This window comes from Blautia sp. AM47-4 (assembly GCF_003479865.1).
Lineage (GTDB): Bacteria > Bacillota > Clostridia > Lachnospirales > Lachnospiraceae > Fusicatenibacter > Fusicatenibacter saccharivorans.
Window position 1 is genome coordinate 47619 of record NZ_QUHY01000020.1, and the last position, 16131, is coordinate 63749.

General features: G+C 42.0%; 12 protein-coding genes and 6 pseudogenes. All 18 read right to left on the reverse strand.

Annotated features, from left to right (window positions below):
• Positions 1-29 precede the first annotated feature (29 nt).
• Positions 30-875, reverse strand: a complete 846-nt coding sequence (locus DW965_RS13200) for a purine-nucleoside phosphorylase (RefSeq protein ID WP_022461581.1) — start codon at positions 873-875, stop codon at positions 30-32.
• Positions 876-1049: 174 nt separating this feature from the next.
• On the reverse strand, positions 1050-1703 hold the full coding sequence (locus DW965_RS13205) for a YczE/YyaS/YitT family protein (protein WP_118595967.1): 654 nt from the start codon (positions 1701-1703) through the stop codon (positions 1050-1052).
• Between the two features lie 429 nt (positions 1704-2132).
• Positions 2133-2522 carry a hypothetical protein gene (locus DW965_RS18965; RefSeq protein ID WP_147398796.1) on the reverse strand — a complete coding sequence of 130 codons (390 nt, stop codon included), beginning with the start codon at positions 2520-2522 and terminating at the stop codon, positions 2133-2135.
• A gap of 233 nt (positions 2523-2755) precedes the next feature.
• Entirely contained in the window at positions 2756-3085 is a 330-nt protein-coding gene (locus DW965_RS13215; protein WP_022462474.1) for a cupin domain-containing protein, read from the reverse strand.
• 215 nt (positions 3086-3300) lie between these two features.
• Positions 3301-4933: pseudogene (hcp, locus tag DW965_RS22205) on the reverse strand (hydroxylamine reductase).
• Between the two features lie 216 nt (positions 4934-5149).
• Positions 5150-5833, reverse strand: a complete 684-nt coding sequence (locus DW965_RS13225) for a Crp/Fnr family transcriptional regulator (protein ID WP_117802675.1) — start codon at positions 5831-5833, stop codon at positions 5150-5152.
• Complete coding sequence (locus DW965_RS13230; RefSeq protein WP_055225919.1) at positions 5817-5996, reverse strand: hypothetical protein; 180 nt, start codon at positions 5994-5996, stop codon at positions 5817-5819. Before DW965_RS13230 ends, DW965_RS13225 begins: the two co-directional genes overlap by 17 nt.
• Positions 5997-6349: 353 nt before the next feature.
• A pseudogene (locus tag DW965_RS13235) lies at positions 6350-6520 on the reverse strand (CDP-alcohol phosphatidyltransferase family protein); the annotation flags it as partial.
• Between the two features lie 6 nt (positions 6521-6526).
• A complete protein-coding gene (locus tag DW965_RS13240) occupies positions 6527-7573 on the reverse strand; it encodes an FUSC family protein (protein WP_119198466.1) in 1047 nt (348 codons plus the stop codon).
• 31 nt (positions 7574-7604) lie between these two features.
• Positions 7605-8647 (reverse strand): annotated as a pseudogene (locus tag DW965_RS13245) (ATP-binding protein).
• The gene (locus DW965_RS13250) at positions 8647-9357 is read right to left on the reverse strand and encodes a response regulator transcription factor (RefSeq protein ID WP_044024695.1); all 711 of its coding nucleotides are present in this window, start codon (positions 9355-9357) and stop codon (positions 8647-8649) included. The pseudogene DW965_RS13245 and the gene DW965_RS13250 overlap by 1 nt, the downstream one beginning before the upstream one ends.
• Positions 9336-10768 (reverse strand): annotated as a pseudogene (locus tag DW965_RS13255) (phospholipase D family protein). Before DW965_RS13255 ends, DW965_RS13250 begins: the two are co-directional and overlap by 22 nt.
• 197 nt (positions 10769-10965) lie before the next feature.
• Positions 10966-12524: pseudogene (gene cls / locus DW965_RS13260) on the reverse strand (cardiolipin synthase).
• 35 nt (positions 12525-12559) lie between these two features.
• Positions 12560-12673 (reverse strand): annotated as a pseudogene (locus DW965_RS22610) (GTP pyrophosphokinase); the annotation flags it as partial.
• Positions 12655-12945, reverse strand: coding sequence for a hypothetical protein (locus DW965_RS13265; protein ID WP_179964667.1), 291 nt, complete (start codon positions 12943-12945; stop codon positions 12655-12657). The gene DW965_RS13265 and the pseudogene DW965_RS22610, both read right to left, overlap by 19 nt.
• A gap of 98 nt (positions 12946-13043) precedes the next feature.
• Entirely contained in the window at positions 13044-14297 is a 1254-nt protein-coding gene (locus DW965_RS13270) for an ATP-binding protein (protein ID WP_117802690.1), read from the reverse strand.
• Positions 14298-14533: 236 nt separating this feature from the next.
• Positions 14534-15205, reverse strand: coding sequence for a GNAT family N-acetyltransferase (locus DW965_RS13275; RefSeq protein ID WP_226906398.1), 672 nt, complete (start codon positions 15203-15205; stop codon positions 14534-14536).
• Positions 15190-15615, reverse strand: coding sequence for a GNAT family N-acetyltransferase (locus DW965_RS13280; protein WP_055195028.1), 426 nt, complete (start codon positions 15613-15615; stop codon positions 15190-15192). The genes DW965_RS13275 and DW965_RS13280 overlap by 16 nt, the downstream gene beginning before the upstream one ends.
• Between the last annotated feature and the right edge of the window lie 516 nt (positions 15616-16131).

The following is a 16131-nucleotide window of genomic DNA, read 5'->3' on the forward strand; positions in this document are numbered from 1 at the left end:
AAAGATCTCTCCTTTATTTTACGTGCTGTTTACAGTGTCTTTGCGATGCCCTGAATCGTTGCGGCAACGAGTTTTTTGAACTGCGGTGCAACCATGTCAGCTGCCTCCTGAACTTCCGCATGGCACAGAGGCTGCGGGGAGATGCCGGCGGCAAGATTGGTAATGCAGGAAATACCGATGACGCGCATGCCCATATGGCGTGCAGCGATGGCTTCGCAGGCGGTGCTCATGCCGACCGCGTCTGCGCCGAGGGTGCGGCACATGGCGATTTCCTGCGGGGACTCGTACTGCGGGCCGGTGAGCTGCAGATAAACGCCTTCCATCAGGTCGATATCAAGGCTGGCTGCGGCTTTCCGTGCGATTTTCTGGAATTCAAGGTCGTAGATCTGGCTCATATCCGGGAAACGGGTGCCGAGCTCGTCGATGTTCGGCCCGATAAGCGGAGATGGAACGAAGCAGGCGATCTGGCCGTTTAACAGCATCAGAGAGCCTGGTTTTGTGCCCTGTTTGATGCCGCCGGCGGCGTTGGTTAAGAACAGTGCTTTTGCGCCCATCAGCTTCATGAGGCGGGTCGGGAGAACGACGTCGGTCATCGGATAGCCTTCATAATAATGAACGCGGCCCTGCATGCAGACAACCGGCACATCGCCGACGTAGCCGAAGATAAAACGGCCCGCGTGGCCCGGAACAGTGGAAACCGGGAAGCCTTCGATATCGTGGTAATCGAGGGTTGCGGTAACGCGGATATCATTCGCAAAATCACCGAGGCCGGAACCGAGAATCAGTGCGACTTCCGGCTGGAAATCGATCTGGGAGCGGAAGCTCTCGTAGCATTTCATCAGTTTTTCGTAAACAGGGTTTGGGGTGTTGCTCATAGGAAAAACCTCCTTAATATAAATGATTTTCTGCTTTTTGAGTCTTTTTTCGGCTATTTTTAGGGAAGAAAAGCCTGCCACAGAGATGTGAGTCCCGGAGGCAGGCTTTTCTTTTAGAAAAAAGATCATCTGGTAGTTCTATTGTAGTATAGAAAGCGCGGAAAAGCAATGATTTCAGTCATCAAAAATATTCAGATGCTGTTTCATGATATTTCCCAGCCATTCAATGACCGGACCGAGGGTAATAACCATCAGCACGGTAACAATGCCGAGTTTTCCGCCGAGCAGAACGGCGATCGCGGTGACAACGAAGTCGTAGACGATGCGGATCACACGGAACGAAACGTTCGGCAGGTGGGTGGAGATAATGAAGGATACTGCGTCGTACGGTGCAGTTCCCATATCAACATCCATATAGAAGGATGCGGCAAGGATAAACAGGACCAGCGCCGGGATCAGCACGGCGATTCGCACACCCATCGAGGTGAAGAGGTCTGCCGGAAGGACTTTCGCCCAGATCCAGGAGAAAAAGTCGATGGAATATCCCACGAGAAACATGTTTGCGAGGGTTCCGAAGCCTAAGTTTCTGCCGCCGAAAATGATAACGAAGATGAGCAGGACGGTATTGAAGAGCGCCTGCCAGTTTCCGATGCTGATGCCGAGGCGGGTGGAGATGGTCTGGTTTAACAAGGTACATGGATCGGTGCCGAGATCGACGAGAAGCAGCCATGAGAGCGCAAAGCCCATCAGGATGACGGCAGCGATGACCAGAATCAGGCGGGTCCAGAAATGTTTCTTCTGGTAGAAGCCCTGGATGATTTCTTTCATAGTATGAGTTCCTCCCTGTGATTTATGCTTGGTTTTTCACCTTTTCGGGCGGATTTTCTACGCATTTTCTTCGAAATTTTTCGATCGTCTTTCCAACACGTTTTTCGCCCTTCTTTCCAGAAAAATCTCCGCCGTTTTTTGGCGGAGATTTGACCGTTTCTGTTATTTTAGTATATTTTTTCCAAAATGTAAACTATTTTCTTTTGATGATGTCAACTTAATGTTCACAAAATGATGAATAATAAATAAACATAAATTAACACAAAACATAAAATTGAAAAAACACGTTCATTAATAAATTAACGAAATGAACATATGAGATGAATGGAATTTGTGCATTTTACAATGTGTCCACGCGAGACGGACAGAGTCTTGAAAAGAACTACAATATACGGATATACGAATTAACGCCATAAACAGAAACCAAAGTTATAGAACCAGCTCCACGTTTTTACAGAAGACTTCGCGGTATAACTGTTCGTGTTCCACGGTGATCAGCCGCCCGGCTTCCTGCTGGAGCTGTTCACTGTCGAAGAGCTGTACGAGATCCGGATTGAACATGCGGCCTGCGTTGCAGTGAAGATCCGCAAGCATATCGGCAAAGTTCTTGCAGGAGCTGTAGGCACGTCCGACGGAATCGGTTGCCGCATCGAGACAATCGGCGCAGGTGAGGATCTGGTAGAGAATGGCGTTGTCGTTGCCTTTATAGGTATACTCGCGCGGATAGCCGCCTTTTTCGTCGTACCAGAGATGGTGGTAGAGCGCCGCCTCGGCGTATGGTCTTGTGGAATCCCATTTGCTGAGGAGCTCATAGCCCATCTGTGGGTGGAGACGGATCAGATCAAAGAGAAAAAGTACATTGCATCATTGGAACCGTATATTGGAGATATTCTACTGGTTGGAATTAATTATGATAAAAAGACCAAAAAGAATGAATGCCTGATAGAAAAGGCGTAAATGAATAAAAAGGCAAGGCAGCATATCACAGGAAATCCTGAGGCATGCTGCCTTATTTTGCCAGGCATATCAATAATTGGTTCAAAAAGGATACGTTAGAATACCACTACCAGAAGCATCTTATACTGCTCTTTGCCATACACTGCATGCGGATGTTTTGCCGGCATGACGATGGATTCGCCTTCGTGGAGTTCGTATTTTACGCCGTCGATGGTGATTTCACCGGTTCCGTCGAGGCAGGTGACGAAGGCGTCGCCGCCGGACTCGTGGGTGCTGATTTCTTCGCCCTTGTCGAAGGCAAATAAGGTGATGCTGACGGATTCATTCTGTACCAGTGTTTTGCTGACGATCTGGCCTTCCTGGTAGGAAACCTGATCTTTTAAGACCATAACCTTGGCTTTATTGATATTTTTCATGATGCTCATAGTTCATAAATCTCCGTGATAGAATGAGAACGTGTCTGAAAAAATTCCCAGGCACGTTCTAAAAATGTGTGATTAAGATGAGATGACTCATCAGTGTCGGGCGTGTATAGAAATGGAATCTGAGGTCCGTTTTCTGATATGCCCAAATTCAAAGATATTTTTGTCTGAACATATACAGTATACGTGGAAAAATGAAAGAAAGCAAGGGGTTTTCTTTATTTCCCGAAAAACAATTCCATATCGTTTTCAACGGTATCGATTCCGGCGATGCCGAAGTTTTCAACGAGAAGAGCTGCAACATTCGGGCTTAAAAATGCCGGGAGTGTCGGGCCGAGGTGGATGTTCTTGACACCGAGAGACAGCAGTGCCAGAAGAACAATCACAGCTTTCTGCTCGTACCAGGAAATATTGTAGATGATCGGCAGATCGTTGATATCGTCGAGGCCGAAGACCTCCTTTAATTTCAGTGCAATCACGGCAAGAGAGTAGGAATCATTGCACTGGCCGGCATCGAGGACGCGCGGAATGCCGTTGATGTCGCCGAGGTTCAGCTTGTTGTATTTGTATTTTGCGCAGCCGGCGGTCAGAATCACGGTGTCTTTCGGCAGTGCCTGTGCAAAATCAGAGTAATAGCTGCGGCTCTTTGCACGGCCGTCACATCCAGCCATGACAACGAATTTTTTGATCGCGCCGGATTTCACGGCATCGACGATCTGGTCTGCCAGGGCGAGTACCTGTGCATGGGCGAAGCTCCGACAATGGTTCCCTGCTCGAGTTCCGTCGGCGGTGCGCAGTGCTTTGCCTGTTCGATGAGCAGAGAGAAATCTTTTGTCTCACCGATGACGCCGTCGATGTGCGGGCATCCCGGATAACGAACCGCTCCGGTTGTGTAAATACGGTTTTTGTAGCTGTCCTTCGGCGGCACGATACAGTTCGTCGTCATCAGAATCGGGCCGTTGAAGGCTTCAAATTCTTCTTTCTGCTTCCACCAGGCGTTACCATAATTTCCCTTAAAATGTTCATATTTTTTGAACGCCGGATAGTAGTGTGCAGGCAGCATTTCGGAGTGAGTGTAAATATCGATGCCGGTGTTCACGGTCTGCTCGAGCAGCATCTCGAGGTCGCGCAGATCATGACCGGAGACGAGAATACCCGGCGGGTGCCGACACTGAGATCGACGGTGGTGATCTCCGGATTGCCGTAAGCGGAAGTATTGGCCTCATCGAGCAGTGCCATTCCCTGCACGCCGTAGGAGCCGGTCTCGAGTGCGAGAGCCGTCAGTTCCTCTGCGGAGAGGGAATCGTCGAGCGTTGCGGCGAGAGCACGCTGCAGGAAGGCATCGATTTCCTCGTTTTCTTTTAAGAGAACATTGGCATGGCTGGTGTACGCGGCAAGTCCTTTCAGACCGTAGGTGATGAGCTCGCGTAAAGAGCGGATGTCCTCATTTTCCGTGGAAAGTACGCCGACGGTTACTGCTTTTGCGGCAAACTCATCGGTTGTGCCGTTCCAGAGGGCGGCCTCCGGCAGAGCGGAGCAGTCGGCAAGCTGAGCGAGAAGCGCTTTGGTCTCAAGCGTTGCCTCAATTCGTGCGCGGATCGTATCATCATCAAAGTTCACGTTTGTGATGGTCGTAAACAGGTTTTCGGTGATGAGATGATTGACGCTGGCATCGACGGTTTTTCCTTCGCGGCGGAGCTGTGTCGTCACGGCGGAAAGTCCTTTCGTCGTCCAGATCAGCAGATCCTGCAGCGCCGCTGTCTCCGGGCGCTTTCCACAGACACCGGATTTTGTACAGCCGGAGCAGCCGGCAGTTTCCTGACACTGGTAGCAAAACATATTCTGTTCCATAAAAATAGTTCCTCCTGTAGGGTATTTCCGAGGGGTTAAGCGCAGAGGGAAAAACAGATCTGCGCGGAGTTTCATAATTTACACGTACAGAATATCGGATATAACAGGAAAAGTATGTGGTTATAACCACGGAAAAATACTTTTTGTGTATATTCGTTTATGAAAAATAAGCATTTGAAACGATGAAACGGTAAAAAATTTACGCTGCGGTACCGCCTAGAGAGACGGATGACGCAGCGTAAATTTGTTTTTATGAAATTCGAGGATTCCCTCTTTCTGCATTTTTCCGAGTTCTTTGGAGAGGGCGCTCCGGTCGAGGTTCAGGTAGTCGGCGAGGCCCTGGCGGTCGAAGGGGATCGTAAAGGTGTCGGCGCTGGTTTTGGCAGACTGCGCGGCGAGGTAGACCAGCACGCGCTCGCGGATCGTCTTTGGTGTAGTGCAGAAAATGCGGTTGGAGAGGGTAAGATTTTTCTGCATGGAGATGCGGAGCATGTTACTGCGAAGCTGGGACAGCCATGCATCATCACCATCGGCGGTCTGGTCGAGGTTTCGAAGATTGAAAAAGAGAACCGTCGAGGCTTCGGCTGCCGTGACATTCACCATCATCGGCTCCCGACAGAAGGCATACGTTTCGGCAAATACCTGGCCGGGGGTGATCTTGCTTAAGATACTGCGGTTGCCCCAGAGATCCGTATTCTCCACGAAAACGCTGCCGGACAGCACAATCCCCAGTTCGGACACGCGGTCACCCATGTGATAAATGGTCTGGTTTTTCTCAAACGAACACGTCCGCAGCCACCCGCTCGAAACAAGAGCCGTCCGCCCGGTTTCCGAGATGCCATGAAAGAGCGGGAGAGAAAACACCTCGGCCGGAAAAACAGCATCAGCCAATGATTTCATACTGCAGCATCTCGTATTTCAAAATACTGCCCTCCATAATTTCCGGCGGCAGCAGTGCGCGGGCAACCAGTTTCATTTCATTGTCCTCCGGTTCGATGTCATTGCGGCGTAAATGCGCGTAATCACCATCGATGGCGACTACTTCGTAGGTGCAGGATAACATAAGAAAACAACCTCCTTTTTCTTTACATGATACCTATTATACCGTGTGCAGAAACGGATGTCGATGGAATTTTTAATGTCGGAAACAAAAGTCTATGCTATACTTACAGCAGGGTATGACAGAAAAGAAAGGATGGAAGGTAGGATCCTGGGGGAAGAACTTGGACTGGAAGTCTGCTCGGTGCTGAGAAAAATCCGGGAAGATATGTAGCTCATTATCATCAGCGGCTATGCGGAATTTTCTTATATAATAGGAAAGTTCGACATCTGCTCAGAGAAATCCCTAAACATGTGGAGGATAAAAAAACTGATTTTCTAACAGAGCTTCTGCCATGGTCCAAGTCTTTACCAGAACATATCGGGAAGCTCAGACAGCAATAAGATTTCACCAGCTAACAGAGGATTTTTCTTTATACAATAACTCCATATAATTACCGGAATCAGACAAAGCCGAAAAAAAGAAAGAAGATTAGGAACCGTAATAATTCTATTCAAATTTTCTTCCTGATTCACTTCACTCTGCATGTACGGTCACCTTACTTTCCTTTTTTTAGACATAAACCAATAAAATATAACACAAAATGCTAAAGCAAACACAACACCAAAAACATTTTGAATCACTCTAAGACTAACCGCTCCTTGTAGTCCATAAGTCTCTGCTGCAATGGCTAAAGCACCAAATGTGTTAAATACTGCCTGCCAGCCATATTGTGCTGAAAATCCTACACCGATTCCACCAAGAATTCCTATATATGCATAGATTGACGAAGGAAGCAGAAAATATAATACTGTAAAACATATAACACCTGCAATATTTCCGACAATCCTTTTACGGACTCTGTAGTGCATATCTTCCATAAACGGCAAAATCGTGGACATGGCCGCAATACCAGCCCACATTGCACGTGGCATATTACAAAGTTCTGCAATGCAAAGGACAATCGGTACGCATAAAATCTGACATATCTGCCATTTTGTTCTGGAAGAAGTGATATCAAATTCTTGTATCAGATCTTTCAGATTTCTTTTATAGGTTCTGTTTTTATGATTTCGATAAAATACGAAGCAGGTAAGTGCTGCACCTAAAGCCATTCCGACTAATCGCATCTGATAGCTTTTTCCCGTAACATCATAACCATATAGCAGTAGATACCCAAGAACCAATGTAGATTGATTAAACATGAATGGATTATGGCATCCGAACAGAATCAACACAGCCAGTGCCGCAATATTTAACAGCATTCCCAATACCGGTGAAAACTGATTTGCTAAATGCGGACATACAGTCATAATTACAAAGAACAAAGCCAAAAGCATCGTAGATTGTCCGGTGTGGATCCCCAGATCCGCATTTCTAAACACCATGAGACATAATAAGACTACTACACCTACAATGCTGTTCTCATTTCCAAATAGGATACTGAAAATGCTAACAAAGCAAAAACAAAATGCCATTGTAGCAGCTATCTTCACCAGATATACCCACATATGATATGATTTTTCTTTTAGTGTTTCACTCTTTTTCAACAGGTTTTTAGAACCTGCCTGATTTAACTGCAACTCCTGATAAAATGTCATGTAATTCCTCCTCTATCTGTTTTTCTTAAACTTATATGGCCTTATCTTTCTGTATTGGAAGCTCTACAACAAATCTGCATCCACCATATTCACGGTTTTCTGCTTTGATTGTTCCTCCGGCACTATCTACAATCCGTTTTACAAGTGCAAGACCTAGGCCATTTCCTTCTGCTTTATGAGAGCCATCTACCTGATAGAACTTGTCAAATATTCTGGATTTTACATCATCCTCTATTCCTGGTCCTTCATCTTCCAGAATGAACTTAACAGAATCCTGTTCTTGTTTCAGAAACATCGTAATTGTCCCCTTTGAAGGCTGAACTTAATCGCATTATCCAAAAGATTTATCCAGATATGCATAAAAAGTCCTTCATTCCCAGTATATTTAACTTCCTCCAATTCTACCTGAAAACCAATTTCTTTTTCTGTCCATTTTGTTTCCAATGAAAGAAATGCCTGGCGGATCTGTTCATCCAGACGATATTCTGTTTTTTTCATTGGTATATTCTGATTCTCTAACTTGGATAACAGCAAAATATTACCAACCAATCCGGAAAGTCTTTGGGTGTTAAATAAGATTTTTTCTACATATTCCTCTTGATCCGGAGACAGTTCTTCTCCCTGAAGCAGCATTGTATATCCTTCAATGGCATTAATCGGGGTCTTAAACTCATGAGAAACATCAGATACAAAATCCATCTGCAGCACCTCTGTTGCACGAAGTTCTTTTGTCATAACGTTAAAACTTTGATAAGATTCTCCAACTTCTGCTATACGGCTGTTCGTTTCCAAATGCTGTTCAAAATCTCCCTGAGAAACTTCCTTCATTGCTTTACTAAGTCTGGTAATTGGTTCCAGTAACTTTGCATTGATAAAGGAAGTGATCAGCCCTGCAATCAATGTATTGAAAATCAAAAGCCAGCCAAGCAAAGGTATGCTGCCCGGCAGATTAAAAAAATGATTCAAAAAAGCAAATAATAAAGCAGATATGACTGTTGAAAATACAAGTGCCAGCCAGATTGCACCAGTCAGACAGGATCGGATCCGCAATCCTTTTTCTTTCTTTTGTTCCATTATTTTTTCACCACCTTGTATCCAATTCCACGCATTGTTACGATTTCAAAATCAGGGTTATCTTTAAAACGCTCTCTGATTCTTCCTATATGTACCTCTATCGTATGTGGGTCTGCCTCCGTCTCGTATCCCCATACTTCATCCATCAACTGTTGTTTTGTAAATGTTCTGCCTGGCGAAGCTGCAAGCTTATATAAAAGCAGGAATTCTTTTTTAGGCAAAACAAGACTTTCCTTATCAGTTGTAACCGTCATTGCATCATAATCAAACTCTGTTGAACCGATCACAATTTTGTGTTCATTCAGTATCTGTGCACGGCGAAGCAGTGCTCCAACTCTTAAAACCATTTCATTCACATTTACCGGTTTTACCATATAATCGTCACTTCCCGAAAGAAATCCCTGGCGCATATCATCAAAGGAACCTTTCGCAGTGATCATAAGTACCGGTATCTGATATCCTGCTGAACGGAGTTCCGACACCAGTTCATAACCATCCATAACCGGCATCATAATATCGGAAATGATCAGATCAATATACTCTTTATCCAATATTTCTAATGCCAGTGCTCCATCCGATGCACTTTTGACCTGATATCCATTCTTCTCAAGCACTTTTTGGAATAGCTGGCTTAATTCTTTATCATCTTCTACAATCAATATTTGAAACACGTTTTCCTTCCTCCTTATTAAAACAGATACCTTGCCCATCCAAGCAGATGCTGTACCAAAAATATTTTTCTCTGACGCTTCTTTGTCAATTCAATTGGCTCTACATGATACGGATCACGATAGGTTCCATCTTCCAATACCTGTCGGGACACTCTTTCATATTCCATCATGCCTTCTTCCAACTGTTTATTAATCTCTTTGCTACGTATTACAAGCATCAGTTCCGTATCCAGATACGTGCTTCTCATATCCATGTTAAAGGAACCGATTACGGATAGATCATCATCAATCAGGATGCTTTTTCCGTGGTAAGAATAGCCGCCTTCATACTCCCAGATATCAATTCCTGTATTTAAAATTCTGTTTCTGTTTCTCGCATAATCAGCAGAACCAAACGGATTTCCATTGTTGGCAACCGAATTGGTCATGATAGAAAAATCCGGAACTCTCTCCGCAATCTCTTTCCATGTATTATACATCATATCATTGCAAATAATATATGGTGTATGAATTTTCACGCGCTCTTTTGCATTTTTCATTAGTTCTCCCAGTTGATACCAGACTACTGGTTCCTTGGAACCTGTGTGGATAGGATTTGACACTAATGCAATCTTTTCTGTCTCAAAAGTTTCGTCCGTGTAATCGGTATCGCAGATTCTTTCCTTATTCTCTTCAAAATATTTCTGATAGCCGTTCTGCAGTTCTAAAACTGCGTTCTTTACAGATTTTCTATTTGCCAGTTTTTATTGTCATGAAAATAACCACTGTCTTCTTGTTCCCATATCGTTTCAAAATACTCTAACAACTGGTTAACTGAATTTTCTTTCTCAGGTTCATCGCAAACCACTAACACGTCTCTGTCATAGTTCTTATGTCCCGGAAAATCACCCAGGAAATAATTGTATGTATTTCTTCCCCCAAGAATATATCTCTTTCCATCTGCAATCAAATATTTATCATGCATTCTACCCATCATTTTCCACGGTTTCAACGGATTGGCCTTATTATATAGTTTAATTTCAACATTCTCATGGGAAGATAATCCATAGAAATACGGATTTCCTTCCATATCAATCCAGCTCTCCATTCCATCTACTAACAGACGAATATGTACACCCCTGTCTGCCGCATCATGCAGTGCTCCTAAAATCAATTTTCCACTTTCATCGGATTGAAATGCAAAAGTAGAAAGAATAATTTCCTTTTTTGCATTCTTGATCAAACGCACTCTTTGTAAAAGCGCTTCTGGATTCTTTTCTATGATTACTGCCCGTTCTGTATTTTCACTGCATTCGTTCCATGACCCATTTTTTGTTTCTTTTTTGGTTGTATTGGACACTTCCGGCTGCTTTTTATATGCAACGTGGATTCCGAGCAATTCATAAAAAGCCACACATAAAAAAATTGCCAGTATAACAAGAAGGATTTTACATATTTTATGCTTTTTCATTGTACATCACCTGATTCCTTTTTATTTCATACTTATACCATACAAAGTCAATCTCAATTTAACCTCAACAAGGTTTGTTTTTTCATCAATGCAAAATCTTCTTTGTACAACAGACTGTTAGATATAGCAAAAACGGCCTTTCAAAAACAGTTAACTTCTAAATCAACTGTTTTTTGAAAGGTCGTTTCATCAGATTCTTATAGCAATCCAGCAAATAATCTCATAAATAATTGTCCCAGTCGCAAATATGCACTTCGTCCGGTTTGATATTGGTCTGTCACATCACGACATTCTCCCATCGTTCTTATCAGATCATTTTTTATTTCCACAACTGCCTGACAATCTGCCATAAAACAGCCGTTTTCAAAATGGTGATATAAACTTCGATAATCCAGATTAATTGTTCCACAAGTTGCCATACAGTCATCTGCCACACTCATTTTTGCATGACAGAAACCAGGAGTCCACTCATAAACACGAACACCATGTTTAACCAATCCATGATAAAAAGAACGAGTTATATTATAAATGAATTTTTTATCAGGGATACCAGGTGTGATAATTCTTACGTCTACCCCTCGCTTAGCAGCCAGACATAACGCATGCGTCATTTCATCTGTTATGATTAGATATGGAGTCATAAACCAACAATATTTTTCAGCTTTATTTATCATACTGATATAAACTTCTTCTCCTACTTGCTCATTATCCATAGGCTGTCTGCATAAGGTTGAACAAACCCAGTTTGCTGTGCCGCATAATCATAGTGGAAAAGGTATTTACTAAAATCAGAATCATTAGCATCCTTATCACTTACTGCATTCCACATTTCCAAAAATGTCACCGTAAGCGACTGAACAGCATCTCCTTCTAAACGAATACCTGTATCTTTCCACTGTCCATACGGGTGTGTGTAATTAAAATATTCGTTTGCTAGATTATATCCACCTGTAAATCCGACTTTTCCATCAATAACTGTTATTTTTCTATGATCACGATTGTTCAAAAACAGATTTAAACCTGGCATAAACGGATTGAATACACGGCAATGAATTCCTATTGCCTCCATCTTTTTCACAAAATCTGTGTTAATAAAGCCTATAGAACCCATATCATCGTAGAATACTCTAACTTTCACACCTGCTTTTACTCGCTCTTCCAGAACATCTTGAATCTTATGCCATGCTTCAGCGTCTTCTATCGCATGATATTCCATAAAGATAAACTTCTGTGCTTTCCCCAAATCCTTAAGCTGTGCCTCTAATCCTTTCACTGCTTCATCAAAATACACAATATCCGTATTCTGATAGATTGGATACTGCGAATTTCTTTGTATGTAACTTGCTATATTTCCTGCTTTCGGAATTGTTTCTTTTATTCTGCTCAAACACTCCTGACTGTCCGGGAGCATTGGTAACAATTTGCTATCAATTTCTGCATATCGCTCACGCATTTTATGTGTGCCGCCATTCAAACCAATCAACAAATACAGGCCTACACCCATAATTGGGAAAATTAGAATTAAGATGACCCAAGGCATTTTCATAGAGGATGTCTTATTTGATGCGTACAATCCCAAAACCAAGATCCCACTCAAAATCCTTGTAAATAAATTTATGATTTCTGCATATTCATTCAAGCGTGTTACGATAGTAATAATAAAAACCACTTCCAGAAGAATGCAGATTATGGAAAAGCACAGCCGTTTTACCCCATTTTTTGTTTTTGCTTTGCCCTCTAAAGTATCTTGTTTCATATATATTCCACCTTCCTACTTGCTCAGTTTTCTCCCTAAATTTCGTGTAACATACCAATTTTGTCTTTTATTCTCTGCATTTCATTATCTGCTTCAATGATAGCTCTTGCAGAATGAAGTAATTCTTCACTTATCTCATCATAGCCAGGATGAATTGACTTACGTCTGGCAATTCTTGCAGCATTTCGTTTAGGGTTTTGTGCTTCACATATTTCTGCACATACACCCAACAGGCAACGCTACTGGCTTCTGATACAATGTCAGCTATGGTTTTGCGCATAAGCTCTTCAAATTCAGCAATTTCTTCTTTCGGAACAACATCATACAGTGTTGGTGCCTGATGACTTATTTTTACTCCATTTTCATTTGCATCTTTAAGCAGATTCTTAACTTTTTCTCTTGAATCCTCCGGTACTTTCATGTACTCCCACATAAATGCTACCACATCGGCTGGCCTTATTTATATCATTTCACTCTTTTTTGAAATAGAACAACACCACAGCAACAACTCAAATCGACTTAAAATTCCAGACTATTCGCATTCAGCAAGAAATACTTCATTCCCATGATGACAAAACCTTCATCATTTCTCCAAGGCTTTTTGCTGCCATTTACAATGACGATCTTTTTGAAAGAGTCCGGGATATTACGCAGAGAATTGAACTCCTGCGTCTGTTTTTCTTCCGAAGTCATGTCATATGCAACCTGGATATAGTATCTCTGGTTTCCTTGATTCACCACAAAGTCAACCTCCAACTGCTTGCGAACACGTTTGCCCTCTTTATCCTTATCGAAGATATCCACGACACCCACATCAACATTGTAGCCACGGATCAACAGCTCGTTATAAACAATGTTCTCCATGATATGAGTAGGCTCCTGCTGTCTGAAATTCAGACGTGCATTTCTCAGTCCCAGATCCGTAAAGTAGTATTTCAGATTTGCACCGATATACTTTCTGCCCTTAATATCGTATCGGCTTGCCTTGAAAATCAAAAAGGCATCTGTCAAATAGTCGATATGCTTGGAGATGGTTTTATTAGCATAAGTCATCTGGCGCTCACTGGCAAAGGTATTGGCAATCTTTGAAGGGTTGGTCGGTGCGCCGATTGCAGATGCAAGGACATCAACCAGAATCCCAATCTCATCCACGTTCTGAATCTTATTTCTTTCAATAACATTCTTCAGATAGACATTTGCAAAGATGTTCTTCAGATAGTCCGCTTTCTGTCGTTCGCTCTGGAAACTTACGATCTGCGGCAATCCTCCGTAGATCATGTAGTCATCCCATGCATCATCATAATCGCCGTCATAGACAGAATAAAACTCTGCAAAGGAGAGAGGGTAGATTCTAATCTCATCACCTCTGCCACGGAATTCGGTCACAATGTCGCTGGACAGGAACTTGGAATTACTTCCGGTGACATACACATCAATATTGCTCATGCGGAGCAGGCTGTTCAGCACTTCCTCAAATCGTGGCATGAACTGCACTTCATCCAAAAGGAGATAATACTTCCCGTCGTCTTTCATGGCATCCTTGATGTACTTGAAGCATACCTTGGGATCTCTTAATTCCTCGTTCTCAATACCATCCAATGCAATTTCAATAATATGATCAACATCAACGCCGTTCTCCAGTAAGTATCTCTTAAAGATGGTAAACAGCAAAAAGGATTTGCCACATCTACGAATGCCGGTAATCACCTTTATCATTCCATTATCTTTTCGCTCGATCAGCTGCTGTAGGTAAGCGTCTCTTTTAATCTCCATCGTTACACTCCCCATTTCCGTGCATCTACACACTTTTATGTAATGTTGATAAATATATTTTCAGATTTTTTTGATTGCAGTGTCTATAATCGATTACTCCAATCGTTATTATAGGTAGACAACAAAAAGAAGATGGTTCCGATGTTTCATTAAATATGTTCGTTAGTCTTTTACGCAAAGGATTCTATCTCCTCTGCGCCCTAATGCTTTTCGGATTCAGTTCAACAAACTGGATTTTACCAATTTTCGGAGATTAAGGTTTCCGGATGTGAAAAAACTAATTTAATATTCTTCTTGGAATTCAGCAACAACATCAATGTACCTTGTTCTTTTGTCTCCATTTGCGTTGTCATGACCAATGAACGATATGGTTTGAAGCCACATTTTGTCTGAACTCGTTTTGATTGTTCATTGAAATCATAGTAACCACAAATCAGAAAATCATAATCCAATTCGCCAAATAAATAATCTTTAACTGCATTTACGGCTTCGGGCATAAGTCCTTTTCCCCAATAATCTTTACTCAAAACATATCCTAATTCTCTGCCGTAATAATCCTTGAATTCTGTCAAAGCATCTTCTAACCCATATTTTTCTATGCCAACAGTACCGATTACTTTATTGTTTTTCTTTAAGCAGATTGCAAATACTTTATCCTCACTGATAAAGGAATTCATAATACTTTGAGATTCAGCAATATTTTCATGATGTTTCCATCCTGCCATCTCCCCAACACCTTCGACAGATGCATACTCATAGAAATCCTCCAAATCTGTTTGTTTGAATGATCTAAGAATGAGCCTTTTTGTTTCTATTACTTTTCCGTCTATTCTGAAGTCAGCATTCATATTTTTACGCTCCTCATAACGTCTAATTCTCCAAATTCCGATTTCTATTTTCGTTTCCATAGCATAGTGTACTCTTTTTCACCAGTATCTTCATCCAAATCTTCACATTGAATAATGAACCCTTCTCTTTGGTAAAAAGAAATTGCTCTGGCATTCTTCTGGTATACATTTAATCGTAAGCTAACTTTTTTATCCTTAATATAATCCAATAAAAGCTTACCTATGCCACATGACTGCATTTCATCGGAGACAAAAATACCTTCGATATATTCATCATTTAGTCCTACAAATCCTTGTATCATTTTATCTGCTTCAAACACATAGACTTCGGATTGTGACAGCATTTCTTTTACTAATTCATAATTACTTTTCCAGTATTGATTGGAAATAAAATAATGTGCTTTCAGATTTGTCTTTAACCATATGTCAGCGACTCTATCGATATCTCCGTTCAGCAACTTTCTAATCATAACAAATATTCTCCACAACTACATCCTTTATGCTTTTCTCTTTTTTCCATTCTATCACAAGTTCACCATTAATTATCAATTTTTTGATATTTTTTCTTTTCCCTCACTGTAAAACAGCCTCTGAGCGTTTCGTTATATAGAGGGATACAAATAAGAGCAAGATCCACCCATGTTTAACGGTATTGCCATTTTGCCTCCCGTCAACCTATGGGTTTTATCTTGATGGGGATCTCCCCATACCCTCTCAATAACAGACGTTTCACTTGTTTGGTTCAGTCATCTTGACTCCTTTCCTCCAGGATTCAGGAAATAAAAAATGCCTGCCTGGAACTTTTATAGATAGTAAAGTTCCAAACAGACATTGCTGTTTGACCATTAGCTGTAGCTAATAGAATTGAAAACTGCGCGTCGCATTCTCGTTACTTTAGCCTGCAAATAAAAAGTCAATACTAAAATTGAAGAAAGTTAAAAAACTTTACAGGTTAAAAATTAGGCATTAAAATAAGGCCACCACAA

What these genes read in the sequence shown, in the direction of transcription:
- DW965_RS13200 (WP_022461581.1), bottom strand. Translation starts at nt 875, where the DNA reads ATGAGCAACACCCCAAACCCTGTTTACGAAAAACTGATGAAATGCTAC.
- DW965_RS13205 (WP_118595967.1), bottom strand. Translation starts at nt 1,703, where the DNA reads ATGAAAGAAATCATCCAGGGCTTCTACCAGAAGAAACATTTCTGGACC.
- DW965_RS18965 (WP_147398796.1), bottom strand. Translation starts at nt 2,522, where the DNA reads ATGGGCTATGAGCTCCTCAGCAAATGGGATTCCACAAGACCATACGCC.
- DW965_RS13215 (WP_022462474.1), bottom strand. Translation starts at nt 3,085, where the DNA reads ATGAGCATCATGAAAAATATCAATAAAGCCAAGGTTATGGTCTTAAAA.
- DW965_RS13225 (WP_117802675.1), bottom strand. Translation starts at nt 5,833, where the DNA reads ATGAAATCATTGGCTGATGCTGTTTTTCCGGCCGAGGTGTTTTCTCTC.
- DW965_RS13230 (WP_055225919.1), bottom strand. Translation starts at nt 5,996, where the DNA reads ATGTTATCCTGCACCTACGAAGTAGTCGCCATCGATGGTGATTACGCG.
- DW965_RS13240 (WP_119198466.1), bottom strand. Translation starts at nt 7,573, where the DNA reads ATGACATTTTATCAGGAGTTGCAGTTAAATCAGGCAGGTTCTAAAAAC.
- DW965_RS13250 (WP_044024695.1), bottom strand. Translation starts at nt 9,357, where the DNA reads ATGGGCAAGGTATCTGTTTTAATAAGGAGGAAGGAAAACGTGTTTCAA.
- DW965_RS13265 (WP_179964667.1), bottom strand. Translation starts at nt 12,945, where the DNA reads ATGAAAGTACCGGAGGATTCAAGAGAAAAAGTTAAGAATCTGCTTAAA.
- DW965_RS13270 (WP_117802690.1), bottom strand. Translation starts at nt 14,297, where the DNA reads ATGGAGATTAAAAGAGACGCTTACCTACAGCAGCTGATCGAGCGAAAA.
- DW965_RS13275 (WP_226906398.1), bottom strand. Translation starts at nt 15,205, where the DNA reads ATGGAAACGAAAATAGAAATCGGAATTTGGAGAATTAGACGTTATGAG.
- DW965_RS13280 (WP_055195028.1), bottom strand. Translation starts at nt 15,615, where the DNA reads ATGATTAGAAAGTTGCTGAACGGAGATATCGATAGAGTCGCTGACATA.